Annotated in this window: 16 protein-coding genes; 9 read left to right on the top strand and 7 right to left on the bottom strand. The window is 46.8% G+C overall.

The genetic code is table 11. The features are described 5' to 3' along the window. The first annotated feature begins 1 nt into the window (after window position 1). The 4 genes from ACYP03_RS10430 to ACYP03_RS10415 are packed head-to-tail and all read left to right on the top strand — an operon-like array spanning window position 2 to window position 4,172. On the top strand, window positions 2–1,192 hold the full coding sequence (locus ACYP03_RS10430; RefSeq protein WP_459779641.1) for an ABC transporter substrate-binding protein: 1,191 nt from the start codon (window positions 2–4) through the stop codon (window positions 1,190–1,192). A 56-nt stretch (window positions 1,193–1,248) separates the two neighbouring features. After that, complete coding sequence (locus ACYP03_RS10425) at window positions 1,249–2,943, top strand: ABC transporter permease (RefSeq protein WP_459779639.1); 1,695 nt, start codon at window positions 1,249–1,251, stop codon at window positions 2,941–2,943. Further along, window positions 2,909–3,562 (top strand): ATP-binding cassette domain-containing protein, encoded by a 654-nt coding sequence (locus ACYP03_RS10420; protein WP_459779637.1) that lies wholly within the window; start codon window positions 2,909–2,911, stop codon window positions 3,560–3,562. The genes ACYP03_RS10425 and ACYP03_RS10420 overlap by 35 nt, the downstream gene beginning before the upstream one ends. Then, the gene (locus ACYP03_RS10415) at window positions 3,555–4,172 is read left to right on the top strand and encodes a CDP-alcohol phosphatidyltransferase family protein (RefSeq protein ID WP_248139976.1); all 618 of its coding nucleotides are present in this window, start codon (window positions 3,555–3,557) and stop codon (window positions 4,170–4,172) included. The genes ACYP03_RS10420 and ACYP03_RS10415 overlap by 8 nt, the downstream gene beginning before the upstream one ends. 60 nt (window positions 4,173–4,232) lie before the next feature. On the opposite strand, the gene ACYP03_RS10410 is transcribed toward ACYP03_RS10415, so the two are convergent. Both ACYP03_RS10410 and punR read right to left on the bottom strand, forming a co-directional pair. Next, a complete protein-coding gene (locus ACYP03_RS10410) occupies window positions 4,233–4,463 on the bottom strand; it encodes a hypothetical protein (RefSeq protein ID WP_459779635.1) in 231 nt (76 codons plus the stop codon). Between the two features lie 241 nt (window positions 4,464–4,704). Beyond that, complete coding sequence (punR, locus tag ACYP03_RS10405; RefSeq protein WP_248139972.1) at window positions 4,705–5,607, bottom strand: DNA-binding transcriptional activator PunR; 903 nt, start codon at window positions 5,605–5,607, stop codon at window positions 4,705–4,707. A gap of 131 nt (window positions 5,608–5,738) precedes the next feature. Between punR and punC the strand changes: the two genes are divergently transcribed. The 5 genes from punC to ACYP03_RS10380 all read left to right on the top strand — a co-directional run bounded on the left by punC (window position 5,739) and on the right by ACYP03_RS10380 (window position 12,157). Further along, entirely contained in the window at window positions 5,739–6,965 is a 1,227-nt protein-coding gene (gene punC / locus ACYP03_RS10400) for a purine nucleoside transporter PunC (protein ID WP_459779850.1), read from the top strand. Between the two features lie 217 nt (window positions 6,966–7,182). Beyond that, window positions 7,183–9,672 (top strand): putative bifunctional diguanylate cyclase/phosphodiesterase, encoded by a 2,490-nt coding sequence (locus ACYP03_RS10395; protein ID WP_459779633.1) that lies wholly within the window; start codon window positions 7,183–7,185, stop codon window positions 9,670–9,672. A gap of 41 nt (window positions 9,673–9,713) precedes the next feature. Continuing rightward, window positions 9,714–10,064, top strand: coding sequence for a hypothetical protein (locus tag ACYP03_RS10390; RefSeq protein WP_248139966.1), 351 nt, complete (start codon window positions 9,714–9,716; stop codon window positions 10,062–10,064). Window positions 10,065–10,453: 389 nt separating this feature from the next. Then, the gene (locus tag ACYP03_RS10385) at window positions 10,454–10,690 is read left to right on the top strand and encodes a YdcH family protein (protein WP_036752522.1); all 237 of its coding nucleotides are present in this window, start codon (window positions 10,454–10,456) and stop codon (window positions 10,688–10,690) included. A 237-nt stretch (window positions 10,691–10,927) separates the two neighbouring features. Further along, window positions 10,928–12,157, top strand: a complete 1,230-nt coding sequence (locus ACYP03_RS10380; protein WP_459779631.1) for an L-lactate MFS transporter — start codon at window positions 10,928–10,930, stop codon at window positions 12,155–12,157. Between the two features lie 372 nt (window positions 12,158–12,529). Here ACYP03_RS10380 and ACYP03_RS10375 read toward each other — a convergent pair whose 3' ends face one another. From ACYP03_RS10375 to ACYP03_RS10355, 5 genes are all read right to left on the bottom strand, one after another. Continuing rightward, the gene (locus tag ACYP03_RS10375; protein ID WP_459779629.1) at window positions 12,530–13,111 is read right to left on the bottom strand and encodes an anthranilate synthase component II; all 582 of its coding nucleotides are present in this window, start codon (window positions 13,109–13,111) and stop codon (window positions 12,530–12,532) included. Continuing rightward, window positions 13,092–14,591: an anthranilate synthase component I family protein gene (locus ACYP03_RS10370; protein WP_459779627.1), complete on the bottom strand. Its 1,500-nt coding sequence runs from the start codon at window positions 14,589–14,591 to the stop codon at window positions 13,092–13,094. The genes ACYP03_RS10375 and ACYP03_RS10370 overlap by 20 nt, the downstream gene beginning before the upstream one ends. Then, complete coding sequence (locus tag ACYP03_RS10365; protein WP_459779626.1) at window positions 14,575–15,228, bottom strand: flavodoxin family protein; 654 nt, start codon at window positions 15,226–15,228, stop codon at window positions 14,575–14,577. The genes ACYP03_RS10370 and ACYP03_RS10365 overlap by 17 nt, the downstream gene beginning before the upstream one ends. A gap of 114 nt (window positions 15,229–15,342) precedes the next feature. Continuing rightward, window positions 15,343–16,050, bottom strand: a complete 708-nt coding sequence (locus ACYP03_RS10360; protein ID WP_459779624.1) for a B3/B4 domain-containing protein — start codon at window positions 16,048–16,050, stop codon at window positions 15,343–15,345. After that, entirely contained in the window at window positions 16,034–16,336 is a 303-nt protein-coding gene (locus ACYP03_RS10355; protein ID WP_248139954.1) for a chorismate mutase, read from the bottom strand. Before ACYP03_RS10355 ends, ACYP03_RS10360 begins: the two co-directional genes overlap by 17 nt. Between the last annotated feature and the right edge of the window lie 8 nt (window positions 16,337–16,344).

The raw sequence follows: 16,344 nt of genomic DNA, 5'->3' as shown, positions 1-16,344 counted from the left end.
CATGAAATTAACATGGATGGCGCTTTGCCTGACGTTGGCAGCGTCCCCGCTGATGGCAAGCGAAGCTCAGAATCAACCTGCAATGAGTGACATGAGCTGGAAAGACATTCAGCAGCGTGCACGCGGACAAACCGTATTTTTCAATGCCTGGGGCGGGAGCCAGCCTATCAACAGTTACCTGCGCTGGGTTGCCCGTGAGGTTAAAAGCCGCTACGACATTACGCTGAATCACGTCAAAGTCGCCGACATTGCCGAGACATCCCAACGCTTACTTGCGGAAAAAACTGCCGGGAAAAATACAGGCGGTAGTGTCGATATGGTTTGGATCAATGGCGAAAACTTCCGCACGATGAAAACCAACGAACTTCTGGATGGTCCGTTTGTGGCTCAGCTTCCGAACTGGAAACTGGTCGATAAACGTTTGCCTGTTTACGAAGATTTTACGGAAAGCACTGATGGCCTGGAAGCGCCCTGGGGAGTCGGTCAGCTGGTGTTCATTCATGACAGTCAGACCCTGAGCAATCCGCCCGCAAGCTTTGCAGAACTACTAAGTCTCGCGAAAGCATTCCCGGGGAAAGTTACTTACCCGCAGCCACCAGCCTTTCATGGCACCAGTTTCCTGAAAGCGGCACTCATTGAGCTGACCAATGCTGCCCCTGCCCTTTATGAACCGATCGATCCGGAAAAAGAGAAGGCAAAATTTGATCAAATCACGGCGCCGCTGTGGCGTTATCTGGACCAGCTGCATCCGGTTGCCTGGCAACAGGGGAAACGTTTCCCGGGCAGTGCTACTGAAATGATGCAGCTGCTGGATGACCGGCAGCTTCTGGTCGCGATCACTTTCAATCCGAACGAAGCAAAAGCGGCTATCGAACGGGGGGATTTACCGGCCACTGCCAAAGCTTTTGCTTTTGAACAGGGCGCATTATCGAACATTCACTTTCTGGCGATTCCATGGAATGCGAGTGCCAAAGAGGCCGCCCGTGTCGTGATTAATTTTCTGATGAGCCCGGAAGCACAGGCCCGCAAGTCCAATATTCAGATTTGGGGTGACCCGGCCATTCTGACCCCGGAAGCCTTGGGTTCTGGAGAAGAAACTCAGGGCTTCCAGCTTTATCAGGCAATTGCCGAGCCTCATCCAAGCTGGCAAACCGCGCTGGAGGCTGCATGGCAGCAGCGCTATGGACACTAATTGTGGCCAGAACCTGACTGTACATCATCGTGTTTTTGAATAAGTGACGTCGCAATATGTTGTATTTGTTGTTTATTGCTTCGCTGATCATCTGCTGTTTGCCCCTGGTGCCGGGATTGGTGGGAATTTTATTACCTGCCCTGTCCTGGCTGCCGATGGCAGGGCTGAATGAACCCGGTTTTCAGGCTTTTGGGCAGGCGTTTTCCTGGCCGGGTATTCAGTCATCGGTCTGGCTGACGTTGTTTACCGGCGTCCTCAGTACGTTGTTGGCTTTAATTTTCACGTTCCTGATCCTGCAAAAAAGCTGGGGCTCCCGCCGATGGCATACCGTTGAGTCCTGGTTATCACCCATTCTGGCTATCCCGCATGTGGCGTTCGCGATTGGGTTCGCCTTCACCTTCTCTTCAACCGGAATGATCGCCCGTCTCATCACATCACTGGGTGGCGATCCGGGCCAGTTTTCACTGCTGCAGGATCCTTATGGTCTGGGCCTGACACTGGCTTTAGCCATTAAAGAGACCCCCTTTCTACTGTTAATGAGTCTTTCCGTCCTGCAGCAACTCAATGTCAGTCGCTTAATGGCTGTCGGCAGCGGACTGGGCTATAACCACGCGGCAACCTGGATCAGCGTGATCCTGCCGCAGTGGCTGCCCAGGATGCGGCTGCCCATTTTCGCAGTGCTGGCATACGGCATCTCTGTCGTCGATATGGCCATGATTCTTGGCCCCACCCGCCCGCCGACATTCGCCGTTCTGGTCTGGCAGTGGTTCAATGACCCGGACATCAACCTGATGCCGAGAGCTGCGGTTGGCGCTCTGCTGCTGTTATTGCTGGGTCTGGCACTGCTGGCACTGTTTCGCGTATTTGAATGGCTCATCTGCCGGGGCTGGCAGCAATGGCAGTACGCCGGACATCGTCAGCATCACCTGCCGGGCCGCCATCTTCACTGGCCGCTGATACTGGTGCCGATGATGGTCATTCCGGTGCTAATCACCTGGTCTGTTGCCCTGCGGTGGCGCTTTCCGGACTTACTTCCCAGCCGTTTCAGCCTGCAATTCTGGCAACAGGAAACAGCTTTCGTGACAGAGCTGATTGCCACCAGCCTGCTGATCGCAGCCATCAGTACGCTGATCGCGCTGATTCTGACGATTGGATGTCTCGAGTACCGGGAAAAAACGGGAATCGGCCTCCCCGGCTGGCTCATTGCAATGCCAATGGTATTGCCACAGGTCTCATTACTTTTCGGAATTCAGGTCACCACCTATCTGGTGCCGGGCCAGCATCATCTGCTCTGGGTGGTCTGGAGCCATGTGCTGTTTGTGTTTCCGTATCTTTATCTCGGGTTGGATGGTCCCTGGCGCAGTTTTGACCGCCGATATACCCAGACAGCCAGCAGTCTGGGCCTGTCTGCACTGGAAGCCTGGTGGCGAGTGAAGCGCCCCATGTTAATGCCCGCAATATGTCTGGCAATCGCCGTCGGCTGCAGCGTGAGTCTGGCACAGTACCTGCCAACCCTCAGCCTGGGTGCTGGACGGGTGAGTACGCTGACCACAGAAGCCGTTGCCCTGGCCAGTGGTCAGGACAGACGGGTCAGCGCCATATATGGCCTGCTGCAGGGACTGGTACCTTTCCTGCTCTTTATCATAGCAATGCTGGCAAGCCGCTATTATCAAACGAAAATGACCGCTGAAAAAACAACAAGGAATTCCGAGCCACATGTGCTTATCCGTGAAAAACCTCACTATAAATAACGGGGACCAGAGATTACTGACATCGCTGAGCTTCTCGGCAGCACGCGGGGAAATACTCACCATCATGGGCCCCAGCGGCTGCGGTAAATCGACGCTGCTGGGTGTGATTGCCGGTCACACTGCACCTGACTGTCACTATCAGGGCCAGATCAGTCTGAATGATCACCCGATTGATACTCTCGAACCGGACAAAAGGCGGATTGGCCTGCTGTTTCAGGACGACCTGCTCTTTCCTCATCTGAACGTCTGGCAAAATCTGGCCTTTGGTTTACCGTCGTCAGTGAAGAAAAGTGAACGCAAAAAACGCGCTTACGAAACACTGGCAGCATTAGGCCTGTCGGATCTGGCCTGCCAGAGCCCCGGCCAGATCTCCGGCGGACAGCGTGCCCGGATCAGTCTCATGCGCAGTCTGCTGGCAGAACCGGATGCAATTTTGCTGGATGAACCGTTCAGCAAGCTCGACAAAGACCTTCGGATACAGTTCCGGGACTTTGTTTTCAGCCAGATCCGACAGCAGAATATTCCGGCCTTAATGGTTACCCATGATCAGGACGATGTCCCGCCTGGCGGACAACTCCTGTCATGGCCTGAACCATCGGGGGAGACCAGCGATGCTTGACCGTTATGCCATTCAGTTGCTCAAGGCCCCTGTCAATGGCCTTGGACGGCTTCTGGAAAAATCCCCTTTCAGTGCCAACCAAATGACCGTCACCGGTTTCATCATTGGCCTGCTGACTTTGCCCGCACTGATCTATAACCACTATCTGCTGGCATTGTTATTTATTGTATTCAACCGGATATTTGACGGCCTGGATGGTGCACTCGCCCGCCGGAGAGGCATCACAGACTGCGGGGGATTTCTCGATATCACGCTGGATTTTCTATTTTATTCGCTGGTGCCTTTCGGATTTGTGCTGGCTCAGCCGGATCAAAACGCCGTTGCCGGTGCATTTCTGATATTTGCCTTTGTCGGAACAGGCTCCAGCTTTCTTGCTTTTGCCATCATGGCAGGGAAACGGCAGATCGATAACCCGGTATATCAGCACAAGTCACTGTTTTATCTGGGAGGACTGACGGAAGGGACTGAAACGATTGCCTGTTTTGTACTTTTCTGTCTGTTCCCGGAGCACTTTGCCCTCATCGCCTGGATATTCGGATCCTTATGCTGGATCACGACTGCGACCAGAATATGGGCCGGTTACCAAACCCTGAAAACAACAGATTACTGACACAACACGTCAAATTGTCTTTAAAAAAACAGCTGCTCAATTGAGCAGCTGAGGGTTCAGTTAACTGAATGCCGGCAACTGTTGATTCTGTTTATCCAGCCGGCTGTGGAACTTATTAATTTCAATTTCAATTGCGTTATAACTGCTGCTCATCAATTCCCCTAAAAAAGCAGGGGTATCCGGGTGCTGACTTTGCAAAAACGCAGCCAGCAATTTGACATCATCCGGTCTGGGGCGATAGCTCAGATTAGGGAACGCGTTATAGATATAGTCGATAGCACTAGCCAACATGCCATGATTGCCTTGCTTATTCTGTTGAGTCTGAGACAACTGATTATTCTGATTCATCATCATTGGATTACGTTGTATTGAATTTGACGACAGGCATCCTAAAGATTCTGAATGAAAGAATTATGACTTCGCACAGTGTTTATGTTGATTTTCATACCACTGCACGCATTTCAAACGACTTTGAGACTGCCCGCTCGTTTCTCCCCCTTGTAAGCGAACAATACGCTGCCAGCATTAAGTATTACCGCATCCATTCTCTGTGAAGTTGCTCACTATCTCCCAAATAATCTAATAACCAGCTCAGCGCCGGATTTAAACTCGCTTTATTCCAGGCCAGGCAACAGGGACTGACCGGTGTCGGCGTTGCCAGCGCGCGGGTGATTAATCTGCCGCTGTTTAGTTTTGGCGTGGCCATATGTTCTGGCACCACCCCGATGCCTAAGCCAGCTTCCAGGCACTGAAAAGCGCTGGACCAGTCCGGCACCATAATCCGCCGCTGATTGTTCATCAGCCAGGTGGTTCGCTTTGGCAATGCCCGGGAAGTATCTTCCAGGCAGATCGCGGGGTACCTGGCCAACGACGTTTCTTCCAGAGTAAGGTCGTGATTTGAAAGCGGATGACCCGGCGACATCACAAACAACCAGTTCAGACTGCCCATATCCCGGTAATCAAAATCCCCACTGACCGGTATTGCTGCGGTTGCACCAATCACCAGATCAGCCCGACCATCAGCCAGCGCATCCCAAACACCGTTATAAACTTCCATAGTCAGATGCAGCTCTACATCCGGAAATGCCTGATAAAAATCCCGAACCATGGTACTCACACGGCTTTGCCTGACCACTGTATCCAGGGCGACAGATACATTTTTCGCCCAGCCATTGGCCACGCGCTGGGTCTGAAGCTTGATCTGATCCATTTGCTTCAGCAGCTGACGCGCTTCTTCAACAAAATACTCCCCTGCCCGCGTCAGCGTCACCTGACGGTGCTGTCGTTCAAAAAGCTCCACCGCGAGTTTTTCTTCGATCGACCGGACGGTATAGCTGATTGCACTGGGCACCTTGTGTAATTCTTCGGCAGCTGAAGAAAAACTTCCCCGACGAGCGACGACGTCAATCACCTGTAAATCATTAAAAGAGAACATAAAACCCCCAATTTTGATGAAAAATAACTCACATCAAATTTTTTGAAACCAGCATTGAAATTTTAGCGTTTCACAGCATAAATCACCACGATTACAATATGAAACTTGAATTATTTACTGGTTATCCAACAATGACGACAAAACCAACAACAATGACGCTTGTGTGGTTTGCATTTCTCAGCATGCTGGGCTTTCTGGCAACAGATATGTACCTGCCTGCTTTTACCGCAATGCAAAATGACTTGAACACATCTTCAGGCCTGATCGGCATGACTTTGAGTATTTTCCTGCTGGGTATGGCGATCGGACAGCTGATTTACGGACCCCTGTCTGATCGGCTGGGCAGAAAGAAAGTCCTGCTGGGCGCCATGCTGTTATTCAGTCTGGCAACGCTTGGCTGTGCCATGGCACCGAGTGTAGAAGTTCTGCTCACCTTCCGTTTTCTTCAGGCTTTAGGTGCCTGTAGTGCAACCGTTTTGTGGCAGGCCATTGTAATTGACCGTTATCAGGGAAAAGTCGCTGAGAAAGTTTTCGCCACCATTATGCCGCTGGTCGCGCTCTCACCAGCCCTGGCACCACTGGTTGGCGCAGCGATTCAGTCCCATTTCGGCTGGCGGACAATTTTCCTGAGCCTGATTGCCCTTGGGGCTGTGCTGGCTGTGATGACAGCCTGTCAGCCGGAAAGTGCTGCTCAGCAAAAAAATCAGGAAGACGACTCCCAAAATATGCTGACTGAAATGGCCGTGAATTACCAGCAGTTGCTCAAGTCAAAAAAATTCATCGGTAATATGATGATCTTTGCCGCGTGTTCCGCCGCATTTTTTGCCTATCTGACCGGCTCACCTTTTGTCATGTCAGCGATGGGTTATTCAAGTGAAGACATTGGCCTGAGCTATATCCCTCAAACCATCGCATTTCTGGTGGGTGGTTATGGCTGCCGTGCATTATTGGAACGGACAGAGGGCAGAAAACTTCTGCCATGGCTGCTCAAGCTTTTCATTTGCAGTGCGCTGGTCATTCTGGTCGTCACTATCCAGACGCAGCCGGATAATATCTGGCCGATCCTCATCCCGTTCTGTTTTATTGCCGTTGCAAACGGTGCGATTTACCCAATTGTGATCAGCAAAGCGCTGGAAGATTTCAAACATTGCAGCGCAACGGCTGCCGGTTTACTCAACTTCCTGCAAACACTGGGCTGTTTTGCAGCCAGCTCGCTGGTTGCCGCTTTTGCAGATCAAGGATTAGAGATCGTAGCTTACGGTATTGCCGGAACCTGTCTCTTTGTCCTGGCTGGTTTCGCCCTGGTTGTGAAAAGCAAACATTCAGAGCCTGCCGTCGCCGCTTCATCAGCAAACTGACTTTGTCATCTGGTCTGAACTCATCAGACTCAGATTGCGCCGCTGAAATACAGGCAATTCCTGAGAATTGCCTGTATTTTTTTCCTATTGCGAAAAATCGTCTATTGTCATCCGTAATATCAAGAAATTCCTAATATGAATGAACAGTTGGCTATGCATGCCCAGAAACTCGTCACTATACTGAATATCTGGGGAGTCGCTCAGTCATGGATGATTTATGAAGAGAAACCTGATCCGTTCGTGGAAATTGCTGACTGTATTGCTGCCCGTATTCCTGATTGTCAGCCTCCTGATGACTTCTGACCTTTCCTTTTGGGGTGATACAGAGAACACCACAGCGACACCATCAGCATCTCAGCAAACCAACACCGACGCTCCCCTCCCGGCAAATGCACCAGGCCTCTCAACAACCGAGTTTCAGCACATTGCCGAACGCTGGGAAAGCGCAAATTATTTACACTCGCTACTCAGCCACCTCAGTATTAATCACTTTATCTTTAACAACCTGTACACTCTCGAAAAGCTGGAAAAGTTCACGCTGTTTTCACTGGTGACATTTGGCTTACTGATCGGGTGTCTGGTTCTGGCCTGGCATCTGCATAAATTGCTCAGACATGAGCAGCGATTAAAGTCTGAATTGCACGATATGGTGAAAAAATACAGTCACGTGCTGAAACATGCCCCGGACGGTATGGTCGTTCTCAGGCAGGACAACACCATTATCGGACTGAATCAGTCCGCTTGTCAGATTCTCGATACCACGACGGAAGAAGCCCAGACACGTCTTATTGCTGATTTAGTCGTTTATGACCAAGCCAGAGATGAACTGTCGGAATTGCTTGAACAGGTGCATACCTCGATGAGCCAGGGGGAAAGTCAGCCGATGAGCATACTCATCACCAACAAAGTTGAACCGCCTCAGCATCTGGAAATCATTGCGACGGAAACCGCTTACAATGATGGCAATGAAGTTTTGCTCAACATCCGGGATGTCACCAACTGGGTCGAAAGAGAAGAGAAACTCAAAAGTTTGTCCCGTGCTTTAGAACAGAGTGATGACTCCATCATCATTACCAATGACCGGGGTATTATCGAGTACGTTAATCACAGCTTTGAAGAATTTAACGACATGAATGCCAATGATCTGATTGGCAGTGATGCCGCACATCTGATTCTGGCGACGCTGCAAAATCCTGCCGAACTGGAAAAACTGCAACACCAGCTGAGACGCGGTCACACCGTCAATCGCATCATTTCGCACCGTAAAAAAGATAACAGTCTGATGTATATGGAGAAACGGATTTCTCCGATTCGAAACAGCCGGGGAAAAATCAGCCACTATATTACGACCGGCAAAGACATCACGGAGAGAGTGCTTTTTGAAAGCAAACTCAAGCGCCTCGCTCATTTTGATATGCTGACCCAATTGCCAAACCGGCTGATGCTGCAACAGCAGATCGAGCTTTTGCTGAAGCAATCCCCGCGTCCTGAGCTGGGTTTAATGACGCTGAATTTAGACAGATTCAAACAAATCAATGATTCTCTCGGACATGATACCGGCGATCAGGTGCTCATTGCGGTCAGCAAGCGATTACAGCAAATCCTGCGTGAAAATGACATTCTGGCCCGGCTCGGCAATGATGAGTTCGCAATTTTAGTGGTTTCGGACAACCGGCTGCCCGTCCTCGAAGATCTGGCTGAACGCATTCTTCGTCATCTGAGTCATCCAATCGCTCTGGATAACAAAGAAGTTGTGGTCAGTGCCAGTATCGGGATTACTTACTGCGGAGAAGAAGAATCCACCAGCGAAGCACTGCTCCGCCAGGCCGATATCGCCTTATACAAAGCGAAAGACAATGGTCAGCAGCAACAATACCGGGTCTACAACCGGCAAATGGGGGTCAACAGCGTTAAACGCCTGGAAATGGAAGCTCAGCTCAGACAGAGTTTTGGGTCAGACCGCTATCAATTTTTCTATCAGGGTCGTTTTGAAGCCCGAACGCGAAAACTCTGTGGCGTTGAAGCACTGTTGCGATGGTATGACGATGACGGTGTCCTTCAGTCGCCTTCAGAATTTGTTCCAATTCTTGAGACAACCGGCCTCATCATAGATATCGGTGAGCGGATGATTCGAAAAGCCTGCCAGCAACTGCGCCAATGGCAGCTTCAGGGACACAAACTTCACTTTGCCATCAATATCTCGGCCCGGCAGCTGCTTAACTCTGATATCGTCAATACGGTTCAGCAAGCCATCCAAAGCAGCCATTGCGACCCAAGCTTCCTCGAGCTTGAAATTACGGAAAGCGTTGTCATGTCTGATGTGAAGCTGGCACTGAACCGGTTACGCCAGCTCAATGCACTGGGAGTCAGGATTGCCATTGACGATTTCGGCACCGGCTATTCTTCTCTGGCCTATCTGAGCCGTTTCCCGATTCAGATTCTGAAAGTCGATCAGGAATTTGTCCGTGACCTGCCGGTCAACAAAGAATCGGTCACCATCACCAATGCCATCGTTGAACTGGCCCATAATCTGAATATTCGGGTGGTGGCCGAGGGCGTCGAAAACCAGGCTCAGGCTGATTTTCTGAGCAGCATTGGTGTAGAGGAATTTCAGGGATTCCTGTATTGTAAGCCCCTGTCTATCTCTGATTTCGAATCTGCTTTTTTACATTCAGAGATTGATATCAAACGCCAGTCAATGCGATGACACTGTAACAACGTCCCGTCAATCTATGTGAGGAAACCAAGATGGACTTTAGTGATTACCTCGATAACGTCCTCAAGCAGCGTCAGCAGCAGGCAAGCCAACCCGCAAAACAAAAACAACAGCCCCACTGGCTGCAACAACGCCAGGAAGACAAAACCAGCCAGAGTCTTGCGCGTGATGCCATGGCAAAAGCGCAGGAAGACGCAGCTTTACGTGCTGAACATGAAACCAAAGCGCAGCACATCAGAATGAATGGCCGCTACATGACAGAAGAAGAAGCCCAGGCAAAAGTCCAGTTACAAACTGCGGCTGCCCCGGCAAATCCTGATCGAATCGCTTACATTCAGAGCCTCAAAAAATCATTACGCAGCAAAAAGTATCGGGCATCGTAAAACAGTCCATCTGAGTACTTTGCACCACCCGCACCGTGACAACGTCACACATAATTTTATGCTGCTCGTAGCATTTTCGCTGTCCCCCTGCTTGAAAATCACAACATTCGACTATGCTTAAACAAGGGTCAGTTGACCTTTGTGGTTCATATTTGTCCGGAATGAAAGCATTTTTACCTGGCTGCAGGACACGCCAATTCGGGCTCAGAATGCATTGCCCGCAATTCGGAAATGCACTTTTCACCGGAAGACATCTGATGCCACGCTTTAAACTGCCGGAAGTGCAGAATGCAGTACCACTCTCCATACAATAAAATCCGTACAGCGTGATAGAACAACAGGAGAAAAAAGCAGGGCTTTCATTCACGTAAACCTATGGAGTGACAGATATGTTAGGTGAAAATCACGCACTCTTCATTGAGTTCCCCGAAATGCACGACAAAATCAAAGAGTTGAAGTCACAAGACGAAAACTTCAAGGCGATGACAGACAGGTACCATGAATTAGATCACAAAATACGGGGATTAGAATGTAACAACATTCCAACCGAAGACCTACACTTCACCCAACTGAAAATGGAACGATTGCAGCTCAAAGACAAAATACACAGTATCCTGATGAACTGATGGTACAGCCATGATGATTGGCTCCCCCTCCCACAGTTCTGAGGATGGAGCCAATCACTGCCAGCAGGCTCTCGACTCCCTCTTCACCATCCATTTGTAACAAAGTTTTTCCTCACGATATTTCTTAAAAATTTATTGATAGAATCCGCGCCCTCCATAAGAAGTGCATCTTTTTTTGATTCAGATTAAGAAAAGTTTAAAAAACAAATCAAGACCGCTACGGTGTTAGAGAGGCGTATGAAAACATTCGATCGTGCTAAGCAAATCTTGCTGGCTGGCTTTTGTATAAACTTGTGTATGGGCATTCTGTATGCCTGGAGCGTCTTCAAGAAAGCGCTGGTTGTTGATCTGGGGTGGTCTAATGCTGATGCATCCCTGCCCTACACGGTCGCCATCATTACCTTTTCACTGTCTCTGTTACTGGCCGGTATTCTTCAGGATAAAATCGGTCCGCGTAAAGTCCTGCTGTTAGGAACGACGATGGTTGGGCTGGGGATGATCATTTCCAGCTTTGCGACCAGCCCGCTGCTTTTGGTCCTTACTTTCGGCGTACTGACAGGCAGCGGCATTGGCTTTGGATATGCCTGTCTGAGCCCATCGGCGATGAAGTGGTTTCACCCGTCTAAAAAAGGAATGGTGAATGGTCTGATTGCCGCTGGTTTCGGTCTGGCGGCGGTTTATCTTGCCCCTCTGACTGCATCTCTGATTGCTGACTTCGGGATCAATCAAAGTTTTCTGATTCTTGGCATCGCAGTTCTGGTGGTCGCTGTTCCGCTGGCGTGCACTATCACAAACCCGCCGGAAGACTATGTGCCAGCCGCGCCCACTGCAACGACCGCAAAAGCTGCGCAAACACCGAGTGTAGATGTCAGCTGGCGTGTGATGATCCAGACCCCGCAGTTTTATTCGCTGTGGATCATGTACGCGTTCGCTTCAGCTGCCGGTCTGATGATCATCGGGAACATTACTTCAATCGCGGCCACACAGGCTGATTTATCTGACGCCGCTTTCCTTGTGGTGATTCTGGCTGTCTTTAACTCGGGTGGCCGGGTCGTCGCAGGAATGCTCTCCGATAAGATCGGCGGCGTGAAAACTCTGCTGATAGCCTTCGTCATGCAAGCCATCAACATGGTGATGTTTGCAACTTTCGACAATGAATTCAGTCTGATGGTCGGTGCCGCAGTTGCAGGTGTCGGCTATGGCACACTGCTGGCCGTTTTCCCGTCGATTACTGCTGACTTCTACGGCCTGAAAAATTATGGTGCCAACTACGGTGTCCTGTATACAGCCTGGGGAATCAGTGGCTTCATCGGCCCTGTCGTTGCTGCTGTCGCAGTTGATATGACCGGTACATACACATTGGCGTATACGCTGTGTTCCGTAATGCTGGGAGTCGCCGTTTTGCTTGCCTTCATGACCAAGCCCGTCAATATTCAGGCACTTCAGAACAAGCTGGCAAACGCCTGATTTCAGCACGCCAGTCAAGAATAAAAGCACAGCTTTCCGCTGTGCTTTTTCATGTTCAGTACATAAAAAAAACCCGATACCAAAAAGATACCGGGTAAACAAATAGTGGTGAAAATGTTCCTAATGGGAACAGGATATGCGCTATTGCGTACCGCTTGGGAAGACTGTGTGATTGGCTTAACAACAACCTTCACGGTACTCAGGTAGCAATAAATTAAAGCGTCCGTATTTTTACTGATATTAAATCTATGTATAAAAATATTCAGTATTGTCTGCCCCGTAAACATACCAATTGCATATTAGAATTTAATAGGAAACAAGTCTGATAAATGCATTCAGCAAATACATGAAAAGGCACAAATCATACACATATTAATTGTATAGTCCTGCATGCTTAAAGAAGTTGATTAATATGTCTGCACCCCGTTCAGTCGATATGCTTTCAGGATGAAACTGAACCCCTTCGATCACAAACGCTTTATGTCGAATACCCATGATGTAGTTGTCATCAATAGATTCAGAGGTAATGACTAATTCCGAATCCGATTTAATATCGTCTCTTGATGCAATCAGTGAATGATATCGGGTGACTTTTAAGGGTGACTTCAATTGCTGGAAGCAGCCCATTTGATCATGTTCAATCAAACTCACCTTTCCATGCACACGGTTTCCAGCCGGTTTCACTGAAACACCATAAAACTCCGCAATCGATTGCATTCCAAGGCAAATACCAAAAATCGGAATTTTTCCTTCCACCCGCCTGATGATATCCAGGTAACCACTCTCACATGGGTGTCCGGGCCCAGGCCCCAGAATAATAGCATGATAGTCATTCAACGATTCAAGATTGACTTTATCACACCGAACGACATCAGTTTGAAAGCCAATCACTTCAATATAATTTTTGACGATATAAACAAAGCTGTCATACGCATCAATTAACAAAATCTTCACTGATTAAATCCTTGTTGGTGATTGCAAAGTAAGTCGAACTGAGTTTGCTGATTGTTTCAGACCACTCGCCATGGCTCAGGGAATCTTCAACGATCCCTCCGGAAGCACGAATCGTATAGACACCATTTCTGTAAACTGCCGTCCGAATACAAAGTGCAGACAAAATTGTGTCATTAAACCCTAAATACCCCACACACCCTGCATAAATGCCTCTTGAGGTCCTCTCCGTGTCCTCAATAATTTCCGTTGCCTTTATTTTTGGTGTTCCCGTCATCGTGCCTGCAGGAAACGTAGCGGCTAAAGCATCGTATTTATCAAATTGTTCTGAAATCTTCCCAATAACATTAGAAACAATATGAATCACGTGTGAGTATTCTTCTGTAATCATCAATTCATCAACAAATAGTGAAACAGGTTCACAAATTCTGGAGATATCATTTCGACAGAGATCAACCAGCATCAAATGCTCTGCATTTTCTTTTTCATCCGAGAGCAGCTTATGAATATTTGACTTTTTCTCATCTGGATCAGACGAGTTTCTGATTGTACCCGCAATTGGTCTCATCACAATTTCACGGTCATCGGTTAAAGTCACAAACATTTCCGGACTTGCTCCAATCACATGAAATCCATCAGATGTTTTAAAATAATACATATAGGGTGATGGGTTAAATTGACGCAATCGCAAGTAAACATCAAATGGCATTATTTCTGACGTTATATTTATTTCATGCCCCAATTGGATTTGATATATATCACCAATATCGATATGACTTTTGGCTTTATCAAACCAGGTCGTATACATCTCTTTATCGACGGTGGGGGATGAAATACTATGACTGGAAAAATTGTGGTTAAACTCATAATGAAATGGCGTCTTAATGAGATTTTTCACTAATGAAAGATCGAAACTTTGAAAATAATTGCTCTGATTTCGGGTTAAATGTATGGTGTGACTTTTGATATCAATATTGATGACGCCTGAAAATATAGTCAGATTAATCGTAGATAAATTTTTATCTCTTGATATTTTTCTCTCGATATCCTCTATGAGAAAAATAGTATCGTATCCAAAGTAACCCCAGAATCCGAAGTTTGTACTTGTACTCACCCCTTCATCAACGACATGAAATAATGACTCAATACTTCTTAAGAGTGAAATCAGATCGTTAAACGTCTGAATCTGAATGGAGTACTCATCCAGGAACTCAAAAGATGATAATTTATCACTCACTCTCATCAAACCAAGAATATCTTCATTCCCAGATAAAGACAGGACATTATCATTGAGTTTCAAGTTAAAAATAGGTTCAAACGCAATGATTGTATTTTTGCAATCTTTTTCTGGACCAGTCATTGACTCGAGCAGAAACAACTCATCTTCATGATATTTCTTTCGCAACTGGTTATAAATACAGATCGAGTCATTGTCTGAGATGACTTTTTCAGTATGGCTGATAACTTCAATTAACCCTTTCACTATCTTTCTCCATGATTTCTTTTAGCTTTCTTTCATTTGGATGATTAAAATTTAATGCATTCACATTCACAAAACTTCGGATTTCAACTAATCTGTCAACCATTTGCTCCAAAGCAACACTCTCCTCAATGTCTGTAATTCCCTTCGTTTTTTCACAGCCATGGATAAGCACTGGAAATCCAGCACCAGGAATAATCATTCGATTTAATAGCATGTTATTTATGATTTGATCATGTGCACTGCCTAAACTATATTTCCTCCCAACAATGACGCAGCCACCAATTTTATTCACGAGAGGCCGATCAAACCTCAGATATCCGACACCAGCTCTTTCAAGAAAAATCTGCATTAAGTGACTAATCCCGAAAGCATGAACTGGACATGTGTAAATAATAATATCTGACTCGCACATCATTTTAATAATATGTGGCATGTCATCATATTTTTCACAGGGAGACTGTCTATAGTTGCAACCATTGTCACCACCACAGCCATCACAAGCAGATATTTTCTGATCGCACAGATATATAACATTTACATGGACATTTTTCTCATACAACTTATCCTGAATAAGTTCAGAAACATAAGCGGTAACACCATTTCTTCTTTCTGAACCTGATATGATTACAGCTTTCATTTTGACCTCAACATGAAAAAACTCAACAATTTGAGAAATTATGTGGGCCAACAAGTAAAACTTTTTGAATACCTAAATAGACATCAGCCAATAAAGAATTGGTTAAGATAAATTTTAATAATTCGAGATAAGCATATTTGAATGTCTGATACTACACTCAGCGATTGAACCAGGCCAATACTTGTCAATCAAACTTTTCAACTCTTCAATGACTGGCAAACTCTCATTATTTTGGAGTGGAGATAAAGCCTCTATAATAATAATTGCATTTTTGGTGCTGTTCCTAACGACAGATAAACCACTTTGCTTATGAGACCACTTTCTGGCATGCGCATTATTTTTCTCATCGATAAATGAAACTTCATTAGAGGGCATTAAAATTTCATTCCCATTAAAATCTAAATAACGCTCACCTCCCTTTGTATAGGAAACCCATAAATTTCCGTTGATTTCATCTGTATCCAGCACAGCAATAGGTAAACAATGCTTAACTGACAATGCATTACAAATTAAAACTAACGGGTGTAATGTTTCAGGTAAATTACCTTGCTTTCTGAGCCGTCTCAGTAATGATTCAGCTGCCATTCGAAATTTTGTCGGCTCTATCCCTGCTTTTCTGTAAGCTCGACGCCAGTGACTGATAGAGTCAATTGCGCTTTCTGTCTGCAACTTATCGATTGTTTGCTTTGCAAAAACAATATTTTTATTCACAGAATCTGTCACATCAACACGATCATGAAGATTCTCAATTCGAAGACAGCAAACATGCAGTTCAGGTAAAAGGTCAACGATATCTTTTGAGTAATTAACCATTGATGTCATGATTGATAAGTCCCTTTTTGATCAGCTGCATTTGTGTTAACTCATGAATGATTACCTTATAGACAGATTCAATAAACTTATCATCCCCGTGAAAATTCAACGCTAATTCTCTCACTTTACTTAAAACGATCTCTACTCGTCCTTTTGCTTCTACGACATCAACACTATTCCGCTTTTGATCTGCTATCTGTAATGCAACATTCGCTCTTTTTACCAGTAGTTCTACAAGCTGAACATCTATCTGATTGATTTCTTCACGAAGAATTTCTAACTGATTAATTTCCATGATTCACC

Source organism: Photobacterium sp. R1, assembly GCF_054600795.1.
The sequence above is the reverse complement of the archived record's forward strand: the minus strand, read 5'-3'. Positions and strand labels throughout refer to the sequence as shown.

Excerpts from the sequence above, each read along its gene's own strand:
- ACYP03_RS10355 (WP_248139954.1), bottom strand. The coding sequence starts at position 16,336 with ATGGAAATTAATCAGTTAGAAATTCTTCGTGAAGAAATCAATCAGATA.
- ACYP03_RS10410 (WP_459779635.1), bottom strand. The coding sequence starts at position 4,463 with ATGTTGGCTAGTGCTATCGACTATATCTATAACGCGTTCCCTAATCTG.
- punR (WP_248139972.1), bottom strand. The coding sequence starts at position 5,607 with ATGTTCTCTTTTAATGATTTACAGGTGATTGACGTCGTCGCTCGTCGG.
- ACYP03_RS10415 (WP_248139976.1), top strand. The coding sequence starts at position 3,555 with ATGCTTGACCGTTATGCCATTCAGTTGCTCAAGGCCCCTGTCAATGGC.
- ACYP03_RS10365 (WP_459779626.1), bottom strand. The coding sequence starts at position 15,228 with ATGAAAGCTGTAATCATATCAGGTTCAGAAAGAAGAAATGGTGTTACC.
- ACYP03_RS10395 (WP_459779633.1), top strand. The coding sequence starts at position 7,183 with ATGAAGAGAAACCTGATCCGTTCGTGGAAATTGCTGACTGTATTGCTG.
- ACYP03_RS10385 (WP_036752522.1), top strand. The coding sequence starts at position 10,454 with ATGTTAGGTGAAAATCACGCACTCTTCATTGAGTTCCCCGAAATGCAC.
- ACYP03_RS10430 (WP_459779641.1), top strand. The coding sequence starts at position 2 with ATGAAATTAACATGGATGGCGCTTTGCCTGACGTTGGCAGCGTCCCCG.
- ACYP03_RS10360 (WP_459779624.1), bottom strand. The coding sequence starts at position 16,050 with ATGACATCAATGGTTAATTACTCAAAAGATATCGTTGACCTTTTACCT.
- ACYP03_RS10420 (WP_459779637.1), top strand. The coding sequence starts at position 2,909 with ATGTGCTTATCCGTGAAAAACCTCACTATAAATAACGGGGACCAGAGA.
- ACYP03_RS10380 (WP_459779631.1), top strand. The coding sequence starts at position 10,928 with ATGAAAACATTCGATCGTGCTAAGCAAATCTTGCTGGCTGGCTTTTGT.
- punC (WP_459779850.1), top strand. The coding sequence starts at position 5,739 with ATGACGACAAAACCAACAACAATGACGCTTGTGTGGTTTGCATTTCTC.
- ACYP03_RS10425 (WP_459779639.1), top strand. The coding sequence starts at position 1,249 with ATGTTGTATTTGTTGTTTATTGCTTCGCTGATCATCTGCTGTTTGCCC.
- ACYP03_RS10390 (WP_248139966.1), top strand. The coding sequence starts at position 9,714 with ATGGACTTTAGTGATTACCTCGATAACGTCCTCAAGCAGCGTCAGCAG.